The sequence below is a fragment of the Kitasatospora sp. NPDC054939 genome (assembly GCF_053610105.1).
In genome coordinates, this window is record NZ_JBSGXP010000125.1 from 1 (window position 1) to 26,139 (window position 26,139).

The 26,139-nt window shown below is 74.4% G+C and carries 25 protein-coding genes and 2 pseudogenes; 15 read left to right on the forward strand and 12 right to left on the reverse strand.

The genetic code is table 11. The features are described 5' to 3' along the window. Positions 1–92: 92 nt before the first annotated feature. Positions 93–503: a hypothetical protein gene (locus ACWGB8_RS28435; RefSeq protein WP_452216474.1), complete on the reverse strand. Its 411-nt coding sequence runs from the start codon at positions 501–503 to the stop codon at positions 93–95. A 468-nt stretch (positions 504–971) separates the two neighbouring features. On the opposite strand from ACWGB8_RS28435, the gene ACWGB8_RS28440 reads away from it, so the two are divergent. Together ACWGB8_RS28440 and ACWGB8_RS28445 are read left to right on the forward strand one after the other, a co-directional pair. After that, positions 972–1,730, forward strand: coding sequence for a serine/threonine protein kinase (locus ACWGB8_RS28440; protein ID WP_452216475.1), 759 nt, complete (start codon positions 972–974; stop codon positions 1,728–1,730). A gap of 177 nt (positions 1,731–1,907) precedes the next feature. Further along, entirely contained in the window at positions 1,908–3,404 is a 1,497-nt protein-coding gene (locus tag ACWGB8_RS28445) for a protein kinase domain-containing protein (RefSeq protein ID WP_452216476.1), read from the forward strand. A gap of 31 nt (positions 3,405–3,435) precedes the next feature. Here the strand turns inward: ACWGB8_RS28445 and ACWGB8_RS28450 are convergent, their stop codons facing one another. Then, positions 3,436–3,825, reverse strand: coding sequence for a hypothetical protein (locus ACWGB8_RS28450; protein ID WP_452216477.1), 390 nt, complete (start codon positions 3,823–3,825; stop codon positions 3,436–3,438). A 174-nt stretch (positions 3,826–3,999) separates the two neighbouring features. On the opposite strand from ACWGB8_RS28450, the gene ACWGB8_RS28455 reads away from it, so the two are divergent. Further along, positions 4,000–5,100 carry a calcium:proton antiporter gene (locus ACWGB8_RS28455; protein WP_452216478.1) on the forward strand — a complete coding sequence of 367 codons (1,101 nt, stop codon included), beginning with the start codon at positions 4,000–4,002 and terminating at the stop codon, positions 5,098–5,100. A gap of 224 nt (positions 5,101–5,324) precedes the next feature. Here the strand turns inward: ACWGB8_RS28455 and ACWGB8_RS28460 are convergent, their stop codons facing one another. Beyond that, complete coding sequence (locus ACWGB8_RS28460) at positions 5,325–6,263, reverse strand: LPXTG cell wall anchor domain-containing protein (protein ID WP_452216479.1); 939 nt, start codon at positions 6,261–6,263, stop codon at positions 5,325–5,327. Between the two features lie 614 nt (positions 6,264–6,877). Between ACWGB8_RS28460 and ACWGB8_RS28465 the strand changes: the two genes are divergently transcribed. The 3 genes from ACWGB8_RS28465 to ACWGB8_RS28475 all read left to right on the forward strand — a co-directional run bounded on the left by ACWGB8_RS28465 (position 6,878) and on the right by ACWGB8_RS28475 (position 10,426). Then, the gene (locus ACWGB8_RS28465) at positions 6,878–7,903 is read left to right on the forward strand and encodes an ABC transporter substrate-binding protein (RefSeq protein ID WP_452216480.1); all 1,026 of its coding nucleotides are present in this window, start codon (positions 6,878–6,880) and stop codon (positions 7,901–7,903) included. A 384-nt stretch (positions 7,904–8,287) separates the two neighbouring features. Further along, positions 8,288–9,649 carry a geranylgeranyl reductase family protein gene (locus tag ACWGB8_RS28470; RefSeq protein WP_452216481.1) on the forward strand — a complete coding sequence of 454 codons (1,362 nt, stop codon included), beginning with the start codon at positions 8,288–8,290 and terminating at the stop codon, positions 9,647–9,649. 120 nt (positions 9,650–9,769) lie between these two features. Beyond that, complete coding sequence (locus ACWGB8_RS28475) at positions 9,770–10,426, forward strand: TNT domain-containing protein (RefSeq protein WP_452216482.1); 657 nt, start codon at positions 9,770–9,772, stop codon at positions 10,424–10,426. 139 nt (positions 10,427–10,565) lie between these two features. Here ACWGB8_RS28475 and ACWGB8_RS28480 read toward each other — a convergent pair whose 3' ends face one another. Further along, positions 10,566–11,123, reverse strand: a complete 558-nt coding sequence (locus tag ACWGB8_RS28480; protein WP_452216483.1) for a GNAT family N-acetyltransferase — start codon at positions 11,121–11,123, stop codon at positions 10,566–10,568. Between the two features lie 85 nt (positions 11,124–11,208). Here ACWGB8_RS28480 and ACWGB8_RS28485 point away from each other — a divergent pair, with 85 nt between their 5' ends. From ACWGB8_RS28485 to ACWGB8_RS28500, 4 genes are all read left to right on the forward strand, one after another. Next, positions 11,209–11,805 (forward strand): GNAT family N-acetyltransferase, encoded by a 597-nt coding sequence (locus ACWGB8_RS28485; RefSeq protein ID WP_452216484.1) that lies wholly within the window; start codon positions 11,209–11,211, stop codon positions 11,803–11,805. A 529-nt stretch (positions 11,806–12,334) separates the two neighbouring features. Further along, positions 12,335–12,838, forward strand: a complete 504-nt coding sequence (locus tag ACWGB8_RS28490; RefSeq protein WP_452216485.1) for an HAD family hydrolase — start codon at positions 12,335–12,337, stop codon at positions 12,836–12,838. 66 nt (positions 12,839–12,904) lie between these two features. After that, a complete protein-coding gene (locus ACWGB8_RS28495; RefSeq protein WP_452216486.1) occupies positions 12,905–13,480 on the forward strand; it encodes a DUF3040 domain-containing protein in 576 nt (191 codons plus the stop codon). Further along, positions 13,477–13,815 carry a PRC-barrel domain containing protein gene (locus ACWGB8_RS28500; protein WP_452216487.1) on the forward strand — a complete coding sequence of 113 codons (339 nt, stop codon included), beginning with the start codon at positions 13,477–13,479 and terminating at the stop codon, positions 13,813–13,815. The genes ACWGB8_RS28495 and ACWGB8_RS28500 overlap by 4 nt, the downstream gene beginning before the upstream one ends. Before the next feature lie 123 nt (positions 13,816–13,938). Here the strand turns inward: ACWGB8_RS28500 and ligD are convergent, their stop codons facing one another. From ligD to ACWGB8_RS28515, 3 genes are all read right to left on the reverse strand, one after another. Beyond that, on the reverse strand, positions 13,939–15,885 hold the full coding sequence (gene ligD, locus ACWGB8_RS28505; protein WP_452216488.1) for a non-homologous end-joining DNA ligase: 1,947 nt from the start codon (positions 15,883–15,885) through the stop codon (positions 13,939–13,941). 97 nt (positions 15,886–15,982) lie between these two features. After that, entirely contained in the window at positions 15,983–16,744 is a 762-nt protein-coding gene (locus tag ACWGB8_RS28510) for a TetR/AcrR family transcriptional regulator (protein ID WP_452216489.1), read from the reverse strand. Beyond that, positions 16,741–17,880, reverse strand: coding sequence for a saccharopine dehydrogenase (locus ACWGB8_RS28515; protein ID WP_452216490.1), 1,140 nt, complete (start codon positions 17,878–17,880; stop codon positions 16,741–16,743). Before ACWGB8_RS28515 ends, ACWGB8_RS28510 begins: the two co-directional genes overlap by 4 nt. Before the next feature lie 223 nt (positions 17,881–18,103). Between ACWGB8_RS28515 and ACWGB8_RS28520 the strand changes: the two are divergent. Then, positions 18,104–18,574, forward strand: a pseudogene (locus ACWGB8_RS28520) (DUF6980 family protein); the annotation flags it as partial. Positions 18,575–19,433: 859 nt separating this feature from the next. Here the strand turns inward: ACWGB8_RS28520 and ACWGB8_RS28525 are convergent. The 3 genes from ACWGB8_RS28525 to ACWGB8_RS28535 form a co-directional block, all read right to left on the reverse strand. After that, complete coding sequence (locus ACWGB8_RS28525; RefSeq protein WP_452216491.1) at positions 19,434–19,820, reverse strand: MmcQ/YjbR family DNA-binding protein; 387 nt, start codon at positions 19,818–19,820, stop codon at positions 19,434–19,436. A gap of 5 nt (positions 19,821–19,825) precedes the next feature. Then, the gene (locus ACWGB8_RS28530) at positions 19,826–20,365 is read right to left on the reverse strand and encodes a VOC family protein (protein ID WP_452216492.1); all 540 of its coding nucleotides are present in this window, start codon (positions 20,363–20,365) and stop codon (positions 19,826–19,828) included. Positions 20,366–20,432: 67 nt separating this feature from the next. After that, positions 20,433–21,449 carry a helix-turn-helix domain-containing protein gene (locus tag ACWGB8_RS28535; RefSeq protein ID WP_452216493.1) on the reverse strand — a complete coding sequence of 339 codons (1,017 nt, stop codon included), beginning with the start codon at positions 21,447–21,449 and terminating at the stop codon, positions 20,433–20,435. 128 nt (positions 21,450–21,577) lie between these two features. On the opposite strand from ACWGB8_RS28535, the gene ACWGB8_RS28540 reads away from it, so the two are divergent. Continuing rightward, on the forward strand, positions 21,578–22,012 hold the full coding sequence (locus ACWGB8_RS28540; protein ID WP_452216494.1) for a CBS domain-containing protein: 435 nt from the start codon (positions 21,578–21,580) through the stop codon (positions 22,010–22,012). 258 nt (positions 22,013–22,270) lie between these two features. On the opposite strand, the gene ACWGB8_RS28545 is transcribed toward ACWGB8_RS28540, so the two are convergent. Continuing rightward, entirely contained in the window at positions 22,271–23,944 is a 1,674-nt protein-coding gene (locus ACWGB8_RS28545) for a glycerophosphodiester phosphodiesterase (protein WP_452216495.1), read from the reverse strand. Positions 23,945–24,158: 214 nt separating this feature from the next. Between ACWGB8_RS28545 and ACWGB8_RS28550 the strand changes: the two genes are divergently transcribed. From ACWGB8_RS28550 to ACWGB8_RS28560, 3 genes are read left to right on the forward strand one after another with little or no spacing between them, the layout of a single operon-like run. Then, positions 24,159–24,587, forward strand: a complete 429-nt coding sequence (locus ACWGB8_RS28550) for a hypothetical protein (protein WP_452216496.1) — start codon at positions 24,159–24,161, stop codon at positions 24,585–24,587. 11 nt (positions 24,588–24,598) lie between these two features. After that, positions 24,599–24,910 carry a helix-turn-helix transcriptional regulator gene (locus ACWGB8_RS28555; protein WP_452216497.1) on the forward strand — a complete coding sequence of 104 codons (312 nt, stop codon included), beginning with the start codon at positions 24,599–24,601 and terminating at the stop codon, positions 24,908–24,910. Beyond that, the gene (locus ACWGB8_RS28560; RefSeq protein WP_452216498.1) at positions 24,907–25,878 is read left to right on the forward strand and encodes an NAD(P)-dependent alcohol dehydrogenase; all 972 of its coding nucleotides are present in this window, start codon (positions 24,907–24,909) and stop codon (positions 25,876–25,878) included. The genes ACWGB8_RS28555 and ACWGB8_RS28560 overlap by 4 nt, the downstream gene beginning before the upstream one ends. A gap of 176 nt (positions 25,879–26,054) precedes the next feature. Here the strand turns inward: ACWGB8_RS28560 and ACWGB8_RS28565 are convergent. Beyond that, a pseudogene (locus ACWGB8_RS28565) lies at positions 26,055–26,139 on the reverse strand (transglycosylase family protein); the annotation flags it as partial.

Sequence of the window (26,139 nt, forward strand, 5' to 3'; positions counted from 1 at the left end):
GGGTGCGCACCCGGCGGCCGGCCCGTGCCGGGGCGGTGGATCCGCCCCGGCCGCGCGGTACTGACGGCGCGTCGGAGGTGGGGCGCCGACCGTCAGAAGGGGTTGGTACAGACGGTGGTCTGCTCGGCGGCGTTGAGGGCCGGCCCGCCGGTGGCGCAGATCATGGTCAGCAGATCGGTGGCCACCCGAGGGGTGGTGGCCCGGGCCGATCCGTACTGGACGGTGGTGGAGGAGGCAACGGTCACCCAGGGGCTGCCCCAGGCGCGCTGCGTCTTCACCTCGACCCGGACGAGGGTCGGCCGGCTCGGGTCGGCGCCGGCCACGCGGGCCACGCCGACGATGCCGGATCCGTTCTTCTCCGACCAGACGCAGGGCTGGTCGATCACGGCGGTGCAGCTCTGCTCGCCGTTCTCGGTCGCCACCGTCGTCGCCGAGGCGGGGGCGGCCGTCCCAGCCGCGATCCCTGCCGCAGCGATCAGCAGAGCTGCGATCCGAGTGCGCATGATATGAACCTCCTTGGAAACGAAGGGAATCTCACTTCGTGGGACGAGTCTTGCACAGATTGTGAGCATGCCATATGTGGGCTGCATCACACTCAAGGTGACGGTTCAACTACATTCCGCAACAGTCCGGCAGTGTTCACCGGGGCGCCGCCCGCCCGGCCGGCCGTTCACCCCCTGGTCATCCGCGGTCCCGGTCGTTCTGTCCGCCGCCTCCAGTCGCTCGGCGCACCCGCCGTCCCCCGCCGCTCGGCGCACCCGCGGTCCCGGCCGCCCGCTGCGCCCGCGGCCCCGTCGCCCGGCGAACCCGCCGGCCCGGCCGTTCGACGCGGCCTCCGGCCGACCCGGCAACCGGTGAACCCGTCGTCACTCGTCCGGGTTGTCGGCCCGTCGCCGTGGCCCCCCGGGGCCGTTCGGGCGGATACCATCGACCCGGCCCACGGACGTGCCCGACCCCGCGGAGGTGGCTGCGTGGACACGGTCATCGTTCAACTGCCCGAACCCGTACGGGGATCGGGCGACCGGCGCAGCCCGGCGCTGCTGCGGATGGGGCCCGGGGAGAGCGCGGACTTCGGCCGGGGCGAGCCCGGCCGGCCGCTCGCCGTCCCGCTCGCCGACCAGGGCGTCTCCCGGCGGGCCGGCCGCATCACCGCGGCCGAGGACTACTGGCGGCTCTCCAACTTCAGCGCCTCGGCCACGTACGTGGTGGAGAACCTGGAGGGCGCGGGGGAGCACATCAAGGTCGCGCCCGGGCGCCTCGGTGCGCCGGTGCCGTTCGAGTTCTCCCGGGTGCTGCTCCCGGCGCTCGGCGAGCCCGCCGCCTTCAAGGTGTTCGCGCCCCAACACGCCTTCCTGGACGAGGAGTCCGGTCCGAGCGGTGGTGAACGGACGGTCAGCCCGTTCGCCCTGGACCCGACCGCCAAGTACTTCCTGGTGCTGCTCGCCCTGTGCGAGCCGCGGTTGCGCTCGCCCTCCTCGGCGGCCGTCCCCGGGGCGACCGAGGTGGTGCAGCGGCTGCAGGCGCTGCCGACCTGCCGGGGGCTGACCCGGTCCGCCGTGAACTACCACATCGACTACCTGGTGGACGCCAAGCTGCGACTGCGCGACCCGGAGGCCGTGACGGAGCCCGCCGACGGCGGCGGCAAGCGGGAGGAACTCGTCGCCCTGGCCCTGCGGTTCGACCTCGTCCGGGAGGAGCACCTCGCCCTGCTCCCGCCCCGGCGCCGCTGAACCGCCGTGCCGCGCACCGGCGCAGCGCACGACGGCGGGCCCGGCGGGCCTCGGCCCGCCCGATCGGGCTCGGGGCCGGGGCCGGGCGGGGCGAACGGATCCGGGCCTGGCGGATCCGGGCAGCCCCCCTCCGAAGCCGCCCCGGACGCCCGGAACACCCTTGACGCGCCGCTCGCCGTGCCGGTCGGCTACCGGGTGGCCGGCTGGCGGATCGGCGAGCCGATCGGCGCCGGGGCCTGGGGCCGGGTGTTCGCCGCCTCCGGCGGGGGCGCGCTGCCGGACGCGGCGGCGAAGTTCCTCCATCCGGGCCGGCTCAGCCCTGGCCAGCGCCGGACGATGGCCCAACTCGCCGACCGTGAAATGGCGTTCAGCCGCAGCGCCGACCACCCCAACCTGATCCGGACGCTCGCCGTGACCACCGTCGAGGACCCCGGCCGCCCCGGACTCGACGGCGCCGTGGTGCTGGTGATGGAACGCGCCGAGCGCAGCCTGCACGACCTGCTGGCGGGTGCGCAGCCGCGCACGCCGGTGGCGGGGGCGGCGCGCATCCTGGCCGACGTCTGCGCCGGGCTCACCCACATGCACCGGACGGGCTGGGTGCACGGCGACCTCAAGCCCGCCAATGTGCTGCTGATGGCGGACGGCACCGCCAAGCTCGCCGACTTCGGCCTGACCGCCGAACTCGACGGCACCCACGCGTACGCGCCGCCGCTCGGCTCGCCCGACCACGTACCGCCCGAGTGGTGGTCGCAGCGCAGCGGGCCCCGAGGGGTGGCGTTGCGGCCGAGCGCCGACCTGTGGGCCTTCGGCGTGCTCGCCCACCAGCTGCTGACCGGCGGCCTGCACCCGTTCCTGGGCGCGACCGCGCGGGCCCGGGCGCTCGCCGCGCAGTCGTACGCGCGGGGAGCCGCCCCGCTGCGGCTGGACGACGGGCTGCCGGAGCCCTGGCGGGAGGTGGTCGCCGCCTGTCTGACGGTCGACCGGCGGGAACGCGCCGCCGTGGACCTGGCGGCGCTGCTGGCCCGGACGTCGGTCGGTGCGCCGGGGGTACGGACGGCCTCGGTCGCGCGACCCCGCCGCCGTGGCGTGCGGGCCGTGCTGGTCCCCGCGGCGGGTCTGGTGCTCGCGGTGACCGGTCTCGCGGCGTCGGCCGTCCTCCCGGGCGCGGCCGTCCTGCCGGCGGCCGACCGGGGGCGCCCGCCCCCACCCGTGGCGGGCGCCATCCCGGCCGGCGCCGACGTCCCCGCCGGGCTGCGCGGCCCGATCGAGGACGCTGCGCGGCGCTGCCCCGAACCGGAGATCACCCCGGTGGTGCTGGCCGCGATGCTCAAGGCCGAGAGCAACTTCGACCCGGCCGCCGCCCGCCCGGAGAGCAACGAGTACGGCATCGCGATGTGGACGCCGACGGTGTTCAACGCCTGGGCACTGGACGCCGACCACGACGGGCGCAAGGACTACCTCTCGCCGCCGGACGCGATCGCCGCCATGGGCGGCTACGCCTGCTGGCTCGCCCAGCGCTTCAAGCAGCGCGGCCTGACCGGCAGCCTGCCCGGGCTGGTCGCGGCCGGCTACCGGACCAGCGACAAGACGGTGGCCGAGGCCGGCGGGGTACCCGAGCGGGTCCGCCCGCACGTGGCGAAGGTGCTCGGGTACCTGGCCGAGTACGGCGGCTGACCGCCCGGCCCCGGCGCGCGGGAGGCGCGCGTCAGCAGTTCGGCAGCCCCGGGACGCGCTCGTCGTTGCCGCCGCCGGACAGGTAGATGACGTTCACCCACACGCCCTTGTTGCCGTTGTCGTCGTCGGTCTTCGCCCACCAGTTGTTGCGGTACGCGCCGTCGGTCACCGTGCTGCCGACGGCCTGGCAGTAGAAGTAGTTGGTGCCGGCGTTGAGCGTGCCGGCCCGGACGTTGCCCGCGAAGTAGGTCGGGGCGGTCTTCCAGACGTTGCAGTTGTACTTGCCGCCGCCGATGCCGTAGCAGCCGGCCGCCGCGTCGGCGGCGCCGGCCGCCAGGCCGATCGTGGCGACCCCGAGCGCCGCCGTCGCGGTGGCCAGCGCCAGCGCGCGGACTCCGGGGATCCTGCGGAAACGGGACATGGGGTGCTCCTTCGTACAGGGAGTCGACAGGTGTGGACGGACGGTGCCGGTGCGGTGGCACTCCGTCACGCCCCCAAGGGAACCAGGGCCCGCGGGTGTGTGGTACCTGACATCTGTCAGGGTGCCCGGGGAGTCATCCGGGCCGGGGCACGGCGGGATGCGATGCTCGGCGGCATGATCAGCAAGCTCAGAGCGACCGCCGCGCACTGGACCGTCTTCGTTCCGGTGCTGGCGTTCGTGGCACTCGTCCTCACCTGGCACCGCGACCTGCCCGGATGGGGGGTGGGGCTGGTCTCCTGCTTCCTCGCGGGGGCCGTCCTGGCCGCCGTCCACCACGCGGAGGTGATCGCGCACTGGGTCGGGGAGCCGCTCGGGTCGCTGGTGCTGGCGGTGGCCGTGACCGTCATCGAGGTGGCCCTGATCGTCACCCTGATGGCCGACGGCGGCGAGAAGGCCGCCACCCTGGCCCGGGACACCGTGTTCGCCGCCCTGATGATCACCTGCAACGGGATCGTCGGCGTCTCCCTCCTGGTCGCCGCGCTCAAGTACCGGGTGGCGGTGTTCAACGCCGAGGGCACCGGCGCCGCCCTCGCCTCGATCGCCACCCTGGCGACGCTCAGCCTGGTGCTGCCGACCTTCACCACCAGCTCGCCCGGCCCGCAGTTCAACACGACCCAGCTGGTCTTCGCCGCCACCGCGTCCCTGGTGCTGTACGGACTGTTCGTGGCCACCCTGACGGTCCGCCACCGGGACTACTTCCTGCCGGTCACCGCCGAGGGAAAGGTGCTGAAGGAGGAGGACCACGCCGACCCGCCCACCACCCGCGCCGCCCTGCTCAGCCTGCTGCTGATGGGCGTCGCCCTCGTCTCCGTGGTGGGCCTGGCCAAGGGCGTGTCCCCGACCATCGAGTCCGCGGTCGACGAGGCCGGGCTGCCGTCCTCGGTCGTCGGTGTGGTGATCGCCCTGCTCGTCCTGCTGCCGGAGACCATCGCCGCCCTGCGCTCGGCGCTGCGCAACCGGGTGCAGACCAGCCTCAACCTGGCCCTCGGTTCCGCCCTGGCCAGCATCGGCCTGACCATCCCGGCCGTCGCGATCGCCTCGGCCTGGCTGGAGGGCCCGCTCGAACTGGGCCTGGGGCCGACGCACCTGGTCCTGCTCGCCCTCACCGTCGCGGTCGGCACGCTGACCGTCATCCCGCGCCGGGCCACCCCGCTGCAGGGCGCGGTGCACCTGTCGGTGCTCGCGGCGTACGTGGTGTTGGCGATCAGCCCCTGACGGGCGGCCGGGAACGGCACGGGGCCCCCGGGGAGTCGCTGCTCCCCGGGGGCCCCGGCGCGTTCTCGTGCGGGCTCACCGCTCCGCCGGCGCAGCGCTGCGCCGACTCACTGCTCCGCTGGCGGGCTCACCGCTTTGCCGGTGGGCTCACCGCTGTGCGCGCGGGCTCACGCTCCGCCGGTGGGCCCTGCTCCGCCGGTGGGCCCTGCTCCGCCGGGGGCGGGTCAGTTGCGGCGGGTGCGGCGGGTGTAGACCAGCGCGGCGCCGCCGAGCAGCAGGGCGGTGCCGGTGCCGGCCAGCAGCAGGGTGCCGTCGCTGCCGGTGGACGCGAGGTCCTCCTTGCCGCTGCCGCCGACGACGGCCGGCAGCGGGTTCGCCGGGTCGACGACCGTGCCGGGGTTGGCCACCTCGACCGGGGCCGGCGGGACGACCGGGCTGCCGGACGGGCTCGGCACGACGGTCGCGGACGGCGAGGTGCTCGCCTCGGGCGAGGTGGTGACCGAGGGGGTGGCGGTCGCGGACGGCGTCACGGTGACCGTGGGGCTCGGCGTGCCGGTCGGGGTCGGCGTGCCGGTGGCGGTGGCCGACGGGCTCGGGGTGGCGGTCGGCGTCGCGGACGGCGACTTGGTCGGGGTCTTGGTCGGCGTGGGGGTCGACGACGGCGACTTGGTCGGGGTCTTGGTCGGGGTGGGCTTGACCGTCGGGGTCGGGCCGCCGCAGTCGACCTTGAACACCTTGTGCTTGGGGTTGTTCAGGTCGGGGTTCTTCGGGAACTTGCCCTTCTCCAGCTCGACCGACACCCAGTAGAGCTTGTAGTGGCCGTCCGGCAGGCTGATGTCCTCGGTGCGGCCGTGGCCCTTGCCGTCGACGTTGAGCTTGCCGTGCACGACGGCCTCTTCGTCCTTGTCGTGCACCCGGGTGATCATCCAGACCACGGCCTGGGTCTTGTCGAAGCCGAAGGAGTCCAGGTAGAAGGTGCAGACCTTGGGGTTGTTCTCCTTCTCCTCCTCGCCGGTGGCGGCGTCGTGGATCTTGACGGTGCCGTTGTTGCCGTTGGGCGACTTGCCGCCCTGCGAGGCCTCCGCGGTCGGGGCGAGCAGCAGCAGGGCTGCCGCGGTGGGGACGGCGACGAGGGATCGCGCGGCGGTGGAACGAATGCGCATGCTGGTGTCCATCGAACAGCGGCAGGCCGGGTGAGCGGCCCGCGCGGGCGGAGTCTGGGGAGCCCCTCGGCTGGCCGAAAATCGCCCCCGGGGAGGAGGCTGACCATGAGAGGGGCCCAAAATCCCGCAGTTACCGGCCTCGAATCAAGGGCGGCTTCGGCAGAAATGAGGGGATGTGAGGCTGATTGTCCGACTAATCCGCCGCAACGATCCGGTCACCGATTCGTGTACGGGTGGTGAGGTCCGGGAAGTACCCGACAGTAGGGTCGGGGACGGTCCGGGGCCCGTGGGGTGGGCGGCGGTGTGGGCGGCGCGGTGGGTGGTGCGTCGTCGGTCCGTCGGCGGCCCGGGATGTGGTTCTCCGTCCGCAGTCCGAACGGGCCCCGGCGCCGGTGCCCGCCGGCCCGGATGCGAGGATGGCCGGCATCCGCCCCCGACGGCGGACCTCCGCCGATCGGCCGCCTTCCCATCCCCGGGCGGCCCTTCGGGTACCCGCCGCCCTTCGGGGCGCCGGGACCCCTCCTGGGCACACGGCGCGAGGTCCGCACTGCATACCCCGGCAGTCTTCCGGCGTGGCTCCTCCCTGCCCTCACTCCTGTGAAGAAGACACCGCGATGCACCGCACCCTCATGCCCCGGCCTGCCCGCACGCCCCGGGCCGCGTCCCCGTCGGCCGTTCCGGGCAGCGCCCCCGAAAACGCCCCCGGAAGTGCCCCGGACCTGCGCAGACCGGCCGGCAGAACCCTGCGCGCCGCCGCCGCCCTCGGCGCCGGCGGCCTACTGCTCTCCGGCTGCAACAGCGTCGACCCCGTCACCGCGGGCGGCGGCCAGGAGGAACTGCGCTCCCAGCTCCCCAAGGCGATCAGGACCGCCGGCGTCCTCCGGATCGGTTCGTACCTCAACTACGCCCCGGTCGACTTCAAGGCGGCCGACGGCACGCCGGCCGGGCTCGACCCGGACATCGCCAACACCGTCGCCAAGTACCTCGGCCTGCGCGCCGAGTTCGTCGACATGCCGTTCGGGAAGCTGATCCCGGCCGTGCAGGCCGGGGAGATCGACGCGGCCATGTCGGCGATCATCGACACCCGCTGGCGCCAGCTCGGCGCTGCCGAGGACGGCAGCCAGGCCGACCCCGGCGTGGACTTCGTCGACTACTTCCACACCAGCACCTCGATCGTGGTCAAGGCCGGGAACCCGAAGGGCATCACCACCCTGGAGAGCCTCTGCGGCTACACCGTCGCCGTGCAACGCGGCACCATCCAGGACGAGTTGGCCACCCGCCAGACCGGGGCCTGCAGCCGCCTCGGCAAGCCCCTGCAGGTGCGCAGGCTCGACAACGACGAGCAGGCGCTCGCCGAGGTCGCCGCCGGCACCGCCGTCGCCGACCTGAACGACTACCCGGTCGCCGAGTACAACACCAAGCAGGGCCAGCGCGGTGGCCGGTTCGAACTGGTCAGCTCCCGGATCCCGCAGTCCGGCCCGTACGGGATCACCCTCGCCAAGGGCAGCACGGAGCTGCGCGACGTCATCGCCAAGACCCTGGACCAGCTGATCCGCAACGGCGAGTACGACAAGATCCTCGACAAGTGGAACGTCCGGGGCGGCGGCATCTCCAGCGCGGTGGTCAACGGCGGCCTCTGAGCCGTACGGCCGTAACCCGACCGCCGGACCGCGACCGCCGGACCGCGACCGCGACCGCGACCGCCGCGACCGCCGGACCGCGACCGCCGGACCGCGACCGCCGGACCGCTACCCGACCGTGGCCCCGTGATCGGCTCGCTGTGGCCGCCGTACCGCGGCTGCTGCACCGCGACCGCTCCCCGGCGCGACCACCGGCGCGCCTCCCCCTGCGGCCGCTCGCACCCCTGCCGTCCCTGCCGTCCCTCGGCGCCCGGGCAACCCCCGCGCACCGAGGGACTGTTGGCGGTACGGATCCGCGTGTCGGGCAGTCACAGCCCACCGGCGCTCCATAGGGTCGGAGACTCAGCCCCGTTCCGTCTCCGTGCCGACCCCAGGGAGTGCGCGATGCCCGGCCCCGAGCAGACGTCCGGTCCGTCCCCGGCCACCGCCCCTGCCCCCGTCCCCGCCCCCGTCCCCGCCCGGACGGGCGGCCCCGTCGAGGCGACTGCCGACGTGATCGTCGTCGGTGCGGGCCCGGCCGGCTCCACCGCCGCCTACCACCTCGCCCGGACCGGGCTGGACGTCCTGCTGCTGGAGAAGTCGGCCTTCCCCCGCGAGAAGGTCTGCGGCGACGGCCTCACCCCCCGCGCCGTCAAACAGCTGGTCGACCTGGGCATCGACACCTCGCCCTCGGCCGGCTGGCTGCACAACCGCGGCCTGCGCCTCGTCACCACCCGCCACCGGCTGGAACTCGACTGGCCCGAACTCTCCGCCTACCCCGGCATCGGGCTGGTCCGCCGCCGCGCCGACTTCGACGAACTGCTCGCCCGCCGCGCCGAGGCCGTCGGCGCCCGGCTCATCGAACGGGCCAACGTCTCCGGCCCGCTGGTCGACGAGCGCACCGGCCGGATCACCGGCGTCACGGCCCGCCTCGGCGAGGAGAAGCGCCCGGTCACCTGCACCGCCCCCCTGGTCATCGCCGCCGACGGCAACTCCACCCGGCTCTCCCTCGCCATGAAGCGCTACCGCCGCACCGACCGGGCCATGGGCGTCGCCTACCGCACCTACTTCACCACCCCGCGCCACCTCGACCCCTACCTGGAGGCCTGGCTCGACCTGCGGGTCCCCGGCGACCGCAGCGGACGCCTGCTGCCCGGCTACGCCTGGGTGTTCGGCATGGGCGACGGCACCGCCAACGTCGGCCTGGGGGTCCTGGACACCGCGGCGGTCGCCGACGAGATCGACTGGCGCGCCCTGCTCTCCCGCTGGTGCGCCGACCTGCCGCCCGAGTACGGCTACCACCCGGAGGCCGTCACCGAACCCGTCCGCGGCTCGGCCCTCCCCATGGGACTCAACCGTCGGCCCCACTACGGCGACGGCCTGCTGCTGGTCGGCGACGCCGGCGGCACGGTCAGCCCCGCCACCGGCGAGGGCATCGCGTACGCCATGGAGTCCGGCCGGTTCGCCGCCGAAGCCGTCGTCCAGGCACTCGCCCGCGGTACCGACCGGGGCCGCGAACTCGCGCTGCGCACCTACCCGCAGGCCCTGCGCTCCGCCTACGACGGCTATTTCGCGCTCGGCCGGGCCGTCGCCGAGGTGCTCGGCCGCCCGCGGCTGCTCGGACCGGCCGGCGCACTCGGCCTCAAGAGCCCGCTGCTGCTCCGGGCGGCCTTCCGGCTGATGGTCAACCTTACCGAGCCGAACGCCCCCGACGCCCTCGACCGCGTGCTGCACGTCCTCGGGCGGCTCGCCCCGAGCAGCCGCTGAACACCGAGCCGCATCCCGACCGGATCCCCGGCAACCGGATCCCGGGCAACCGGATCCCCGGCCGGGATCCTCAGCAACCCAGATTCCCGGCAACCAGCCCCAGCACCCGACGGAGACCCCGTGCGCCTTCGCCTTCGCCTGCTCGTCGCACCGCTCGCCGCGGTCGTCGCCCTGCTCGCCCCGAGCACCCCGGCCCTCGCCGCGGACCGGGCCGGCACCCCCTCGAACGAATGCTCGGAAGCCGACTTCCACGGCGACCCACGGCTCGGCCCCGAGGACCTGCCCACCACCGGCCCGGTCGGCCGCCAGCTCAACGGCTACCAGCGCACCGGCAAGCTCACCGAGGAGCAGTTCCTCGCCACCTACTACAGCCCCACCGCCAACAACGGCGGCCCCGGCTGGATCTACCCGCCCGCCAACGGCTACGTGACCCTGCCGGACGGCACCCCGATCCAGTTCGACCTCGTGCTCGTCCCCAACCAGAAGATCGACCGCTACGGCAGCGAGTACGGCAGCTTCCTCGCCCCCGAGGGCCTGTCCTACGGCAGCCGGTCGATCCCGCCGCAGAGCCTCGACAGCAACCCGGCCGCCACCTGCAACTACCACGACTACCGGGTGCTGAAGCCGTTCAAGGTGCACGCCGGCCCGATCGCCCCCTGGTTCGGCCAGCCCGGCTACGGCGTGCAGTACCAGCTGGACGCCGCGCTCGTCCCCGGCGGTCCGAGCCGGCTGAACGTCCTCTGGCTGGTGGACAACGGCTACCTGGCGCGGATCTGACCGCTGCCGGTGCGACGGCGGCTTCGGTCCCGGTCCCGGCCCCGGTTCCGGTCCCGGAGGGGGCCGGGGCCGCCGCCGCGGGCCGGCGGACTGCTGGAGCCGGGCGTCGGGGTCGAGCGTCGGAGTCGGTCGTCGCGTGCTACCAGACGTCGCCGTCGCGCCAGTCGGCGGCCAGCGCTCCGCCGAGGTCGACCGCGGGAGCCCCGCTCGCGGCACCGGCACCGCCGGGCGGCAGCACGAAGACGCTCCCCGCCTCCTCCGGCGTCCCCACCAGCCCGTTCGGGGTCAGCGCGAACAGCGGCCCGCGCCACAGCTGCCAGCCGCGCCCCGCGTAGAAGTCCACCGCCTCGTCGGACGCACTGAGCACCCCGAGGTCGTACGCCCCGCGCAGCACCTCCTCCAGGGCCGCCATCACGGCCGCACCGTGGCCCCGGCCGCGCCGGTCCGCCCGGATGCCGACGCCCTCCACGTACCCCACGCGCAGCGCCCGCCCGCCGTGCAGCATGCGCCGCTGCACCACCGAGCCGTGGCCGATCAGCACACCGTCCTCCCAGACCAGCGCGTGCACACCGCCCAGCGCGTGCTCCCAGTCCTCCTCGCTCAGGTCCCCCTCGAAGACGTCGACCAGCAGGGCCTGCGCGGCCTCCAGCACGGTACGGTCCACCTGCGACGTATGCGCCGTCTGCACCTCGATCATGGGCCGATCCTCGCAGCGGTCCCGACTGACGGCGAGTGAATTAATGGGTGGCGCCGAACCGGTGGGAAGGGGTAGCAAAGGGGGCATGACCGCCACCGTCCCGTTCGTCGAGCCGCGCGCCTTCGTCCGCACCGTCCACGAGCTAAGTGACCTCGTGCTCCATCCCTGGGGCCGCGCGCTGGCCGCACGCCCCGGCTTGCTGGAAAGCCTGGTCGCCGCGGGCACCGACCCCGACATCGTCCGGTGGAACCCCATACCCGTCGCCGACCGGGCCTCCGCCGAGCAGTGGCTCGACCTGGGCGACACCCGGTGGGACGGCGGCAACGTGGCCTCCTTCGCGGTGCTCTCCGCGGACGGTGAACTGCTCGGCAACAGCAACCTGCGCTGGACCGACCGCGACGACGGCCTGGCGATGGTCGGCTACTGGCTGCTCCCCGCCGCCCGCGGCCGGGGCGTCGCCACCACCGTCACCCGGGCGGTCACCAGCTGGGGCATCCGGACCGCCGGCACCCGCCGGATCGAGCTCGCGCACGCCGTCGGCAACGAGGGCTCCTGCCGGGTCGCCGAGCGCTGCGGCTTCCCTGCCGAGGGCGTCCTGCGGGCCTCGCACCGCACCGGTGACAACCCGCACCACGACGAGCACCTGCACGCCCGCCTGGCCACCGACCCCGAGCCGGCGTAGCCGTCCGGCCGGACGGTGGCGGGGCGCAGGTCGGCGGCCGTGACGGTGTCGGTTCCCGTGATCGTGCCGGCGGCCGTGGCGGTGTCGGTGCCCGTGGTGTCTTGGTGCCCGCGATGGTCTCGGCGCCTGTGTCGGCGCCGACGGGTGATGGCGTGGCCGCCGGGCGTGGCCGGGACTGTGGCCGGGCTGCCCGAGGGGGCCCGGAGAGCCCCGTCGCCCCGATGACGGTGAGCGACGTTGGGCTGTCCGGGCCTATCGTGGAAGTGCACGGCAGACGCGGTCCGCCGCCACCCCGGGGGCCCGCGCCGCGCTGCAGTCCGGGCAACCGGTGTCCGTACGACCCGAACCCGCGCCCCCGGGACCCGCACCGTCGGATTCCGGGCACTCGGGTTCCGGGCAGTCGGGTTCCCGCCGGTCGGATTCCCGCCGGTCGGGTTCCGGGCGGTCGGAGTTCGGCGGAGCCCGGGTGATCGGGCCCGGGTGGTAGGAGCTCGCGAAGTCGGAGCTCGCGCAGGAAATGAGGTGGGCCATGACGGTCGTCTCGGCGGCACTCTTCGGTGTCCACGGCACCCTGCTCGGCCCCGCGCAGCCCGACCGGCAGCCGCTGCCCGGCGCGGCGCGACTGCTGCGCGAGTGCGCGGCCCGCGGCTGGACCGTGGTCCTCACCGGCCCCGCCCCCGGACTCGACGGCGTCCCGGTGCTGACCGTCGCCGAACCCGGTGCCGACCCCGTCCGCGCCGCACTGCGACTGGTCGACGCCGGCCCCGCGCACGCGGTCTGCGTCGCCGGAGGCGTCCGCGAGGTGCTCGCCGCCCGGCGGGCCGGGGTCGCATGCGTCGCCGTGGAGTCCGGGGGAGTGGCAGGACCGCTGCTGCGGGCCGCCGGCGCGATCGAGGTGCACCACGACGCCGCCGCCGTGCTGCGCGTGCTCGACGACAGCCTGCTCGCCCGCCCGCGCGCCTTCCGAACGGCGGTGTCCGCCGGGCCCGGGCCCGGCAGTCCGGGGCACCGGCAGAGCTTCGCGGGCGGCTAGCGCCCGCCCGTTGCCGGGCAACCGCCCGAACGGGATGACGTCACCGATGTGTCGGAGGTGACCGAGATGGACGGACCAGCGCTGAGCGGGCGGGAACGCCGGCTCCTCGACGAGATCGAGTGCGAGCTCCGTCAGGACGCCCGCCTGGATCGCCGGTTGAGCACCATGGGTGCCAAGCGGCCCAACCGGCTGTGGGCCGCACTGCGCAGACTGCCACCCGGCATGGTCATGGCGGTGTCGGCGCTGACGGCGATCTGCCTCGCCGTGGGGGCGCGCACCCCGACCCCCGTCGTGCTGACCGCCGTCGCCGCCGTCTGGGCGGTCCTCGTCACCCTCTGCGTCGGCGTCACCGTGGCGCTGCGCCGCCGCAGGGAGCCGCCCCACCCGCCGGACTCCGCCCCGGGCACCCCACCCGTAGCGGGGGAGGCCGGGACACCCGGGGGGCGCGGGCTCCATCGCCGACACCGCGTCGACCGGTTCGCACCCGTCGAGGGTGCGGACGGCCGGAACCGCTGGAACCGCCTGGGGCGCCTGGGCCGCTGGAGCCGCCTCGGACACTCGGACCGCACCCGTCAGGAGCGCCGCGCAGACGGGGAACCCCGTCCCTGGGAGGACCGCCGAAACCCACCGGAGCAGTCATGACCACCGATCTGTGGGAGTACCGCCCGGGCTCCCACCACGCAGCAGACCTCAGCCTCGTCGGCTACGAGGTCGAGTCCACCGACGGTCCGCTCGGGCGGGTCGACCGCGATGCCGGAGACCACCTCGTGGTCGACACCGGGCCGTGGGTGGCAGGATCCCGGGTCCTCGTCCCGGTGGGACTGGTCGCCAGGATCGACCACCTCGAACTGGTCGTCCACCTGGACTGCCCGCGCGCCCGGATCAGGTCCGCCCCGCCGGCCGCCACCGTCGAGCTGGACAGCCGGTCGGCCCTCGACCACCACTACGGCCGCGGCGCCGCGCGGCACCGGGGCTGACCGCTCGGGGCCGCATGGCCGGTTACTGGGGGCTGTTCGGGCGGTCGGGCCGCGTGGGCGATCGGGGTGGTCGGTCGGGTCCGCGTGGCCGGTCAGGGTGGTCGCTCGGGGCGCATGGCTGCCCTAGTCGCCGCGCAGGCGGACGAAGACGGCCGTCGGCGGCCTCCCGCTCAACCGGATCTCCGCCCGCACCAGCCCCGTCACCGGGCGGACCGAGCCGTACTCGGGGTCCGACACGGTCGCCCCCAGCAGACCCGCCGCCGCCTCGGCCACCTGTCGGGCCTGCACCGGGGTCAACTGCGGTGTGCTGAGGAACACCCGCCCGTCCGCCAGCTCCAGGACCAGCGCCCGGGGCCGCTCGGGTGTGCCCGTGACCGCCCGCACCACCGCGTCCACGGTGTCGCTGCGGCGGTACTTCACCCACACCTGCTTCGCCCCGCGCGCCCGGTACGCCGAACCGGCCGCCTTGCAGACCAGCCCCTCCACCCCGGAATCCGCCAGCTGTTCCATCCAGGCGAGGGCCTCGGCCCGGTCGGTGGTCGCCATCACCGGCTGGATCGGCGGCGGCACGTCGGCCAGCACGGCCAGCAGCAGCCGCCGCCGTTCGACGAGCGGCCGCGCCCGGACGTCCCGGCCCGGGACGGCGAGCACGTCGAAGGCCACCAGCCCGAGCACCACCCGGTCCGCCTCCCGCGCCCTGCGGGTACGCAGCAGTTCCTCGAAGGCGAACCGCCCGCCGCGCCAGGCCACCAGTTCGGCGTCCAGCACCAGCCCGGCCGGCAGCCGGGCCACCGCGGCGGCCACGGTGGGGAACTCGGGCGCGAGGTTCCGACCGGAACGGGACTGCAGGACCGTGCCGCGCTCCCCGCGGGCGAAGGCCACGCAGCGGAAGCCGTCCAGCTTCAGTTCGTACAGCACGCCCCCGCCACCGAGACCGTCCTCGGCCGGCACGGCACCCACCGCGGCCGGGCGCATCACCTCCACGGGGGGTGCCAGGACCGTCCTGGTATCGGCCCGGTCGGGTTCGGGTTCGGGTTCGGGCGTCTCGGGTGGGGGTGGGCGCTCCGGTGCGGGTGCGGGTGCGGGTGTCGGGGGTTCGGGAGTGCGCCGGTGGGTGTGGCTCGGGGCCGCGCGCTTCGGGGCCGCGCGCTTCGAGCCGGTGCGCTTCGGGGCGGCGTGCGGCGGTGCCGCGGGCAGGGGGCGGGCGCGGTCCGGGTCCAGCAGGGGCGCGAGCAGGTCGCCGTACTCCTCCAGACGGGCCGGCACCTCGGCGATCGTGAACTCCAGCTCCGCCACCGAGCCGGCCGCCGCCAGCTCCGCCCACTCCACCGGGGTGGACACCGTCGGCCGTTCGCGGGCCCGCACGGTGTAGGGGGCGGCGGTGGTCTTCTTCGCGGCGTTCTGCGACCAGTCGACGAAGACCCGCCCGCGCCGGCGCGCCTTCGCCATCAGGTGCACCACCAGGTCCGGGTGCTCCGCCTCCAGTCCGGCCGCCAGCTCCTTCGCGTACGCCGACACCTCGCGGCTCGGTGTCGGCCGCAACGGCGCCAGCAGGTGCAGCCCCTTCGAACCGGAGGTCTTCACCCACGCCTCCAGGCCGTCCGCCGCCAGCCGTTCGCGCAGCAGTTCCGCCACGGTGCGGCAGGTCAGCACGTCGGCGCCCTCGCCCGGGTCGAGGTCGAGCACCAGGCGGTCCGCCACGGCGGGTTCCGCCGCGTGCCACTGCGGCACGTGCAGCTCCAGGCAGCCGAGGTTCGCCGCCCACAGCAGCGCGGCGCCGTCCGTCAGCACCACCTGCCGCAGCAGGCCGCTGTCGCTCGGCACCTCCACCGTGCGCACCCAGGCGGGGGTGCCGGCGGGTGGGTTCTTGGCGATGAACCGCTCACCGGCCACCCCCTCCGGGCATCGCAGGAACGACACCGGGCGGTCGTCCAGGTGCGGGAGCAGCGCGTGGTGGACGGCCGCGTAGTACCGCAGCACATCGCCCTTGAGGGTGCCGGTCTGCGGGAAGTACACCTTGTCCAGGTGCGACAGCGCGATGGTGCGCCCGTCCACGTCGAGCTGGGGCATGGCGGCCTCCTGCGGGCGGGTCCGCCGCGGTACGTCCGTGGGTACGCGCGGGCCGTAGCGGCACGCGGTCCCGAGGTCGAGTCTGCCCCCGTGCGGACTACCCCGCCAGCACGGACCGCGCCGTTCGGGCCAGCACCTCGTCCGCCCCCGGGTCGCGCTCGCCCGCCAGCCCGGAGCGGAACAGCGCCGCACCCTCGATCAGCATCAGGAACACCTGCGCCCGCGCCGCGTACACCTCCTCGGGCAGCCCCGGCACCCGTTCGGCCAGGAACGCCGCGACCTTCTCCCGGTACCCCGCGTAGAACGCCCGGACGGCCCGCGCCACCGCCTCGTCGCGCGCCGCCAGCGCCCACAGCTCGGCGAACAGCCGGACCAGGCGCGGGTCGTCCTGGTCCGCCAGCAGGGCCGTGACGAGCGCATCGGCGGGGTCGGCGGGGGCAGGGTCGGCGGCGTCGGCGGCGTCGGCGGTCGTGGGGGCGGGGTGGGTGGCGTCGGGGTCGGTGGGGGTGCGGTCGGTGGGGGTGGGATCGGCGGCGGCGGGAGCCGTCGGGGAGCCGGCGCCGACCGTGGCGAGCAGGGGGAGCAGGCGTTCCTCCGAGCGGCGCAGGATGCGGTCCAGCAGCGCCGCCACGAGGTCGGCGCGTGCCGGGAAGTAGTACTGGAGGTGGCCCAGTCGCACCCCGGCAGCCGAGGCGACCGCGCGCATGGACAGCTCCGCACTACCGGCGTCGATCAGCAGCGCCTCGGCGGTGTCGAGCAGGGCGGCCCTCCGCTGCTCGCCCTTGCTGCCGGAGCCGGTCCCGCGGCCCGAGCCTGCCGTGCCGTCGGCACCCTGGCGGCCGGTGTCCCCCGCACTCATGCCGCGCTCCGGACGGTCCCGGGGGAGTCGGTCTCGACCTCGGCCTCCAGCTCGGCCTCGACGCCGACTTCGTCCTCGATGTCGACCTCGACCTCGACCTCCAGCTCGGCCAGTTCGGCGAGTACCCGGGCGGCCATGGGCGTCTGCTCCGGGAAGGCCACCCCGGTCGGCGGCTCGGCGCCGTCCGTGCCCAGGACCCGGCGCAGGCCCAACAGCGCACCGACCGCCGTCAGGTGCGCCTGCCCCGCGCGGTCCGACACCACGGCGGACGCGCGCCGCCCGTCGTGGGACACGTCGATCCGCAGCCGCGCCACGCCGCCCTCGCCCGGCGAGTGGAGCAGCGCCCGGCGGGCCGATTGCCAGCGGTCGCCCCGGCCCCAGCGGAAGAACCCCAGCCGCTTGACGGCGAGCAGCGCGGACGTACTCGCCGCCGAACTGAAGCCGATCCGGGTGCTCGCCGTGGACACCCCGAGGGTGAGCGGCAGGGTGAACTGCTCGGGCGTGTCGATGCGGGCCACCTTGGTCCGGTCGCTGCCGATCTGCACCGTGCGCGGATCGCTGAGCGGAGCCACCGAGCGGCGCCGGCCGCCCGCCACCACCTCGAAGTCCAGGCCGAGCCGGTCCATGAACTCGACCGAATCCGCCCCCGACCGGTCCGCCAGGTCCCAGCGGACGGCGATCTCCACGCCGTCCGCCCCGCCCAGCCGCTCGGTGAGCGCCGCCGTCACCAGGCCGGCCACCCCGCCCATCCACGCCGACGACAGCAGGACGGGCGCGGTGGGACGAAGCAACGCGGCAACCGTGGCGGCCCGCTGCACCCTGGCGGTCCAGCGGGTCACGTCCACATAGGGCACGCCGGACGTCACGGCTGCGCGCAGCACCCGGTCGTCCGGGTCGTTCACCACGCTCACGACGGCCCGCACCGCAGCCTCGAACGGCGCCGGATCCGCGAGGTCCCAGCACCGCACCTCGGCCCCCACCCGCCGTCCGAGCTCCGCTCCCCGCTCCACGGAACGCCCGACGAGCAGCAGTGGCCACTCCCCGGCAGCCAGCTGCGCCAACTCGGCGCCGACGGTGCCGTATCCACCCACGAGCAGCACGGGGCCCTGGGGATTGTGCCTCAGCAAGTCAGTCATGGTGAGGATAATAGGTCAAGCGACCTAAAAGTGTGATCAGTGGCGGGCGGGCGGGCGGGTGGTGGGTGGCGGGTCGAGGGTGGATGTGTAGACCGGTCTGCATATTCCTGGGGGCGGTGCGCCCTGCGCTCGGCTCGGAGACCACGAGGCCGTGGCCGCCCACTGCTGTGGGGCGGCGACGATCCTCGGGAACCGGCGCTGAGGCCGGCGTTCCGACCTCGTCGATTGCCCGGCTGTGCTGATCCACTCCAGCGCGAAGCTTCAGGAGTGTGGGTTGATCGTCTGTGACGGCGGCACCGCGAGCTGCACCATCGAGGTCGGCCCCCGGTGCGGAGTCCGGCTGCCCGAACCGGAGTGCGATCAGTGGTTCGACGAACTGGAACGCCGCGGCATCGCCTCCTGGGAGGTGGAAGCTCGCTCACCCTCTATCGGGAGAATGGGAGCGTGCGTCTGGGCTGCTTGTCGTCGGGCGGGACCGGGTGCATCGGTGCGCGCGAGAAGTCGGCCGGGTCGACTTCTCGCGCGGGGTGGGGGTGGTGGGCCCGTTCGGCCGTCGGGTCGATCGGGGGCGCCGGGCAGTGGTCGGCGGCCTTCGCCTTGCTGCCCGGGGCGGTCGGATGCCTGTCGCGCGAAGCCGGGCCGGCCGACCATCGGTGCGCCAGGTGTGGCCGCTTGGGGGCGCCGTCCTATGTAGACCGGTCGACATATTCTGACTCGGCGCGTGGAGTGTCGGGTTGCGCGGCTTGCGTGCAGCGGGGCCGACTCCTGCCGCCGCTGGCGCGGCCTGTAGACCGGTCTGCATATTCATGGAGTCTGCTTCGAGTGCGCGCGCCCCGCGGAGAGTCGGGCCAGGCGACTTTGTGGACAAGCGTGTCGTTGGCGGAGCTGTCGGCAGATGTAGACCGGTCGACATATTCATATCTGGGCGATGAGGGCGCCGGTGGCGCGAACGGTCGAGCAGGGGGTGACGTCGTGATCGAATATGCAGACCGGTCTACATGGAGAGCGTGGGGTGAATCGCCGATCCCTCTCATCTCGCACCCGTGCGCAGGAAGTCGGCCGGTCCGACTTCCTGCGCAGCGGTGTCGCCGGTGGCCTGGGCTGGCAACCGCGTGGAAAGTGGACCGGTCTACATATTCTCCGGGGCTGCGCTGAGTGGGCGCCCAGAGGTGTACCCGGGGGGTCGGGCCGACGGGCTTCTGGGCGCGGTGAGCGCCGGGGTGCTGCTCTGTCGGCGGCGAGGCTGGGGCGCTATGTAGACCGATCGACATATGGATGCGGGCGGATCCATGCCCGGGATCGGCGGCGGCGAGGGCGGCGAGGGCGGCGAGCTGTGGCGCGTTGCCGTAGGCGGTGGAGATCCCGGGCAGGCAAGAGCGCAGGAAGTCGGACCAGCCGACCTCCTGCGCTGGGGTGCCAAGGTGTGGGGCTGTCGGGGCGCTGTGGCGCGCGGATCGGAGTAGTGAGATGTAGACCGGTCTGCATAATCCATGCCCCGCGCACCCGCACGCCGGCGGTCTCGGCCGAAAGACATCGGCCGACACCGGCCGGCCTCAGTCGGGAGCGTGCGGGGGATTGGGGCGGAGGCGTGCGGGGGCGATCAGGGTGTGGGCGTCGAGGATGTGGTCCTCGATGCGGGCCCAGTCGAGGGGTTCGAGGTCGAGGCGGATGCCGATCCAGCCGCGGTGGCCGACGTAGGGCGGGCGGAAGTAGCGGTCCGGGTCCTCGGTGGTCAGCGTGGTCTGTGCGCCCGGCGGGGCCGGGCACCACACGGCGAGCAGGTCGTCGTGGTGGCTGTCGGCGAACATGGCGAACACCCGTCCGCGTGGCGCGGGTCCGGTGAACCAGGTCGGTTCGCCGTGGCTGATCCGTTCCTCCGCTTCCGGCAGTGCCAGGCAGATCGCCCGCAGGCGGTCCAGCGCGATCGCCGGGGTGGCCACGCCGTTCACCCCTCCGAGCCCGAGCCCGTGCCCGTTTCCGAGCCAGTGCCCGTTTCCGAGCCCGACTCCGCAGCCGGGGGCGAGGAGACGGACGGGCGCGGGGAGCCGCGGTACGTGCCGAAGTACCACATGTTGCCCTCGGGGTCGCGGGCGGCGAAGTCCCGGGAGCCGTAGTCGGTCTCGTAGAGCCCCATGGTGATCCGGGCTCCGGCGGCGACGGCGCGGTCGTGGACGCCGTCCGGGTCGGCGGTCACCACGTACGCGCTGAAGCTGCCCGGCTGTGCGTGCCACTGGTCGTCGTCGCCGTCGCCATCACCGTTGGCGTCGGCACCGGCACCCGAACGGTCGTCGGTCTCGCGGTGCGAGCCGAGCATCACGCCGCCGCCCTCGGGCCAGGCGAGTTCGGCGTGGGCGACGAAGGCGTCCTCGCCGTAGACGACGACTTCCTCGAAGCCGAAGGCGTCCACCAGGAAGCGGATCAGGGCCCGGGCGTCGCGGGCGTGCAGGCTGGGCCAGACCTGCGGGGCGGGAGCGTCGGCAGTCATGATCCGGTACCTCCTGAGCTGTGGAGCGGTCGAACGGGTGTGGGAACTGTTGTCACAGCTCCCACTCTCACTCCACCTGGTCCGCCCCGCCTTGGACGTTTCGGAACTTCGCCGCATCCGCACCCTCGGCCGCCAGCCAGGCACTCGGCGCGCTGCCCGCCAGGGCGCGGAACTCGCGGGCCAGGTGCGCCTGGTCGAAGTACCCGCAGCGGGCTGCCACGTCCGCGAGCCGCAGGTGCGGGGCGGGCACGGTGAGCAGGTGCCGGGCGCGGTCGAAGCGGATCACCCGGGCGGCGGCCTTGGGGGTGAGGCCGACTTCGTGGCGGAAGCGGTCCTGCAGATGGCGGCTGCTCCAGCCGGTCCGTCGGGCCAGCTCCGCGACGGTCGGCGCGCCGCCGGTTCGCAGCAGTTCCCGCCACGCCCACCGGACCTCCGGGGCGAGTCCGGCCGGCCGTGCGAGCCGGCCCGCCGATGCGTCGGCCCGCAGCAGGAGTTCGGCCAGTGCGCCGTCCAGGACGGCGAACCGCTGCGCCCAGTCGGGGACCGCGAGGAGGGCCTCCCGGACCCTGGCGCCGGTCGGGCCGAGGACGGCGTCCAGGGGGACGTCGACTCCGCCCAACTCACCGGCCGGCAGCCCGAACAGGGCGCGCGCGGCAAGCGGTCGGACCGCGATCTGCACGCCGGACTGCCGCCCCTCGTGGACGATCAGCGCCGGCGAGGTGTGCAGTCCGCCGAGCAGTGCCGCGTACGCGTCGGGCCGCTGCGCCGGGTCCGGGTGTGCGGCGATCACCAGCGGGTCGTCGAGGGTGAGGATGAAGGTCAGGTACGGCGAGGGCAGGCCGCGGTGGAGGGCGGGAGCGACCCCCTGCTGCCGGTAGCCGGAGTACCAGGCCACGTACGGGCGCAGCGCGGGCGCCGGGAGTGCGCGGACGGCCTCGTCGACCACCGGGCCGCCCGCGGGCTGCGGTCCGGCGGGGCCGCCGGGTCCGTCGGCAGCGGCGGCACCGGTTCCGGCCCGCGCGGCACCCGTTCCGGCCCGCGTGTCGGCGGTGCCGGGTTCCACGGTCGAGCGTCCCACGGTCACAGGCCCAGTATCGGTCTGTGAGCGGCTGCGCCGCGAGCACCGGACGGCTCGCCGGGCGGGTCGGCCCGGCGGTGCCTATGGTGATGGCAGGGGGCCACTGGGGGGAGCAGACCTGAGGAGGAGTCCCAGTGACCACAGCCCGTGACATCATGCATGCCGGAGCCCAGTGCATCCGCGCCGACCAGACCCTCGCCGAGGCGGCCGGGATGATGCGCGACATGAACGTCGGTGCGTTGCCGATCTGCGGCGACGACCAGAAGCTCAAGGGGATCATCACCGACCGGGACATCGTCATTCGATGTCTTGCGGAGGGCAAGGACCCGTCCATGATGAAGGCGATGGACCTGGCGGGTCACCTGCACTGCGTCCGGGCCGACGACAGCATGGACGCCGTGCTGCAGAAGATGGAGCAGCACCAGATCCGCCGGATCCCGGTGATCGACAATGACCGGCTGGTCGGGATGATCAGCGAGGCGGACCTCGCGATGGGCCATCGTGACGGCCAGCGGCTCACCGACCAGCAGATCATCGACTTCATGGACAGCGTCTACATGAAGCGTTGAGGCTGTGAGTCAGTGAGGTACTGACGGACGGCGCCGACGCAAGGCGCCGTCGTGCCGCAGCGCCGAGCAGCACCGGCAGGCCCCCGCGCAGTGCAGCGCGGGGGCCTGTCCGCTGCCTGCCATCGATCTGTGACGGTGCGTCAATACACCGTCGGAGCAACGGTGTTTGCGGCGTTCAGGGCGGCGCGGTCAGTGGGGAGGGTACGCCTGGCGTTCGGCCCGGGCGGCGGCCGGTGCCGGCCCGGCCGAGCGTGCCGGTCAGGGCGGCGGCGTTGTGGTCGGTGCCGGGGTGCGGAGCAGGGCGGCCGGGCCGGTCGGCGCCGCGGAGGCGACGGCAGGGGCGGCCGCGGACGTGGTCGGAGTGCTGCCGGCCTGGAGTCGGCCGGCGTTCCAGCCGGCGAGTTCCGCGGGCCGGTTGGTGATGATGCCGTCCGCCCCGAGGGCGTCCAGGTCCTTCCAGCGGGCGGGGCCGTCGACGGTCGAGACCAGCACCGCGACGCCGGCGTCGTGCAGGTGGCGGACGGCGGTGGGGCGGCCGGACAGCGCGCCGTCCGAGGGATTGTAGGCGGTCAGCCCCAACTCCCGGGCGAGCGCGACCGGATCGGCGTCCAGGCTGTTGCGCAGCAGGCCGAGCGGAAGTTCGGGGGCGAGTTCGCGGGTGTACCTGAGTGCGTCGGTCTCGAGGCTCTGGACGAGGACGCGGCCGGTCATGCCGTGGTCGCGGACCTCCTTGACGATCCGGGCCACCTCGTCGCGGGTGTGGGCGCCCTTGATCTCCAGCAGCAGGTTGCCGCCGCGGGTCCGCAGGTCCTCCAACTGTGCTGCCAGGGTGGGCACCCGGGTGCCGGTGTAGGCGGGGCCGAACCAGGATCCGGCGTCCAGGGCGTCGAGTTGGGCGGCGGTGAGGTCGCGGATGCGGCCGGCGCCGTCGGTGGTCCGGTCGACCGTGCTGTCGTGCAGGACGTACGGCACGCCGTCCTTGCTCGGCTGGACGTCGCTCTCGATCCAGTCGGCGCCGCCGCGGCGGGCGACTTCGTCGGCGACCAGGGTGTTCTCGGGTGCGGCGGCGGAGGCGCCGCGGTGGGCGATCACGGTGAGCGGCGAACCCGCCGGGCGGATCCAGGAGTTCGGCGGCAGGGTGGTGAGCCGGACGTCGTCGAAGGACACCCTGCCGCCGTTCACCAGCAGTGCCTGGCCGCCGTCGGCGGTGCGGGGGAGCCGGGTGGTGCGCAGGGCCTCGCGGCCGTCGACGAACCAGCGAGCGCCGGCGCCCCGGACCTCGACGGCGATCCGGACGTCCCGGCCGGTGCCCGCGGCGGTGGGGGCGGCGGAGGTGTCGGTGACGTTCCAGGTGTCGGCGGTGGTGCGCTGGGCGAACTCCAGTCCGTTGCCCGCGGTGGTGGCGCTGCGCAGGGTGGCGATCGACCATGGGGTGGCGCCGCTCGTGGGGACGTCCAGGCCGAGCGCGGTCCAGCGGCCGGCGTCCTGGACGCTCTCGAAGCGGGCGGTGGCTTCCAGGCGGAAGTCGTCGAGGTGCCGGCCGAAGGTGATCCGGCTCTGCTGCCCGGAGTCGGCGGAGCTCCCCACGAGGCGCCCGTTCTCCGTCTTCCAGTCGCCCTCGACGGCCTTCCAGCCGGCCGGGAGCCCGGTGCCGGAGAAGTCCTCGGCGAGCACAGCCGCGCCGATCGCGGCCGGGGCGGTCGTGGCCGGGGCGGCGGTGCCGGGGGCCGCCTGCGAGCCCGGTCGGGGGGTGGGGCCGGCCTCCGCGGCCGGTGCCGCGACCTCGATCGCCACCGCCGGCACGGAGACGGCGGCCGGTGCGACCAGGACGACCGAGGCGGCGGCGACGGTCGCACCGAGGACGGCGGCCAACAGTCCGGCGCGGCGGTACGGGCGCGCGGGCGGTTCGGCGGGGAGGCGACGGTCTGTCATGTCCAGCAGGGTAGGGAGGGTGCACGAACCGGGCGTCACGGCTGCGCGAACCCCGTGTGACGATTCGGCGCTCCCGCAGCACCGTTCACCAGGGGCATCGGGGTTCGTGCACGGCCGCGATGTACAGAATTCTTGACACGGTGTCCGCTCTGCTTGACACTCCGAGCGACGGGTACCGACTCGACAGGTACCGACAGGAGGGACGGGGGAGGCCATGGCACTTGAGGAGAAGAGCGCCTGGATCATGCTGGTGGTCACGATCGCCTCGTACGGGGCTTATCTGGCCGTGGTGTTGGGAGGTTCGGCGGACGGTCCGCTGGCCGGCGCGCCGTACGTGGCGGCGCTGCTGTGGACGGTGGGCGCGGCGATCGCGGCCTCGATCGTGCTGCACATCGCGGCCTCGCTGCTCTGGCCGGCCGAGGCGGCGGTGCGCGACCAGCGGGACCGCGAGATCCACCGCTTCAGCGAGTACGTCGCCAAGTCGTTCGTCGTCCTGGGCGGGGTGGCGGCGCTGGTCCTGGCGATGGTGGAGGCGGACCGGTTCTGGATCGCCAACGTCCTCTACCTGGGGTTCGCGCTGTCGGCGCTGCTCGGGTCGGTGGCGAAGATCGCGGCGTACCGGCTGGGGTTCCACCCGTGGTGAGGGCGACCAGGGTGACCAACACGATCCGGGCCCTGCGCTTCGCCCACGGGGAGATGACGCAGGCCGAACTGGCCCGCCGGATCGGCGTCACCCGGCAGACGGTGATCGCGATCGAACAGGGCCGCTACTCGCCGTCCCTGGAGACGGCCTTCCAGATCGCCCGGGTCTTCGCCGTCCCGCTGGACGGGGTGTTCCAGTACCCCGACGGCGAGCAGGCGGACGGCGCGGAACGCGAGCAACACGAGGAACGCACGGAACGCAAGGAACGCAAGGACCGGACAGCGGCAGAGGGCCGCGGACGCAGCGAGGGAGAACGCCGGTGAAGGCCATCGTCCAGGACGTCTACGGGCCGCCCGAGGTACTGCGGCTCGACGAGATCGACCGGCCGGAACCGGGCCGGGGCGAGGTGCTGGTGCGGGTGCGCGCCGCCGGCGTCGACGCCGGGGTCTGGCACCTGATGGCGGGGCTGCCCTACCTGCTCCGGTTCGCGGGCTTCGGCGTGCGGGCGCCCAAGCAGCGGGTCCGCGGTCTGGACGTGGCGGGCGTCGTCGAGGCGGTCGGGCCGGAGGTGCAGGACCTGCGCCCGGGCGACGAGGTGTACGGGAGCGCCGACGGGTCGTTCGCCGAGTACGCCGTCGCCAAGGCGGCGCGGCTCGCGCCCAAGCCGCGCACCCTCGACTGGGAGCAGGCGGCCGTCGTCCCGGTCTCCGGCTGCACCGCGCTGCTTGCGCTGCGTGACAGCGGGCGGGTGCGGGCCGGGCAGCGGGTGCTGGTGATCGGTGCCGGCGGCGGCGTGGGGACCTTCGCCGTCCAACTGGCCAAGGCCTTCGGCGCGCACGTCACGGGGGTGTGCAGCCCGGGCAAGGTGGAGCTGGTCCGCGGGATCGGCGCCGACGAGGTGCTCGACTACACCCGGGAGGACCCGGTGGACGGCAGCCGCCGCTACGACCTGATCCTCGACATCGCCGGGAACCGCACGCTCCGCGGGCTGCGGCGGGCGCTCACCGAGCGCGGGACGCTCGTCATCGTCGGCGGCGAGGCGGGTGGCGCGTGGATCGGCGGCAACGACCGGCAGTTGCGGGCGCTGCTGCTGTCACCCTTCGTCCGCCACCGGCTCACCACGCTGGCGGCGACCGAACGGCAGGCCGACCTGCGGCAGTTGACCGAACTGATCGAGGCGGGTTCGGTACGCCCGGTGGTCGACCGGGTGCTGCCGCTCGCCGAAGTCCCGGAGGCGGTACGGCTGCTGCGGGCGGGCCGGGTGGCCGGGAAGATCGCCGTCCGGGTGTGACCCCGGACGGGGAGACCCGTCCCCGGGCGGTTGCGGGCACGCCGCCGGCTCCGGGTACGCCGCCGGCTCCGCGCAAACCGCCGGCTCCGGGTACGCCGTTGGACCGTGCCCTGGTGGGGGCACGGTCCGGTGGGTGTGCGGGGCGGCTCCCGATGGGGTGTATCCCGGGGGTGTTACTTGGTGAGGCCGGCCTTGACGGAGCAGACGGGCCAGGCGCCGGGGCCCTGGGCGGCGAGGACCTTCTCGCCGACGGCGATCTGC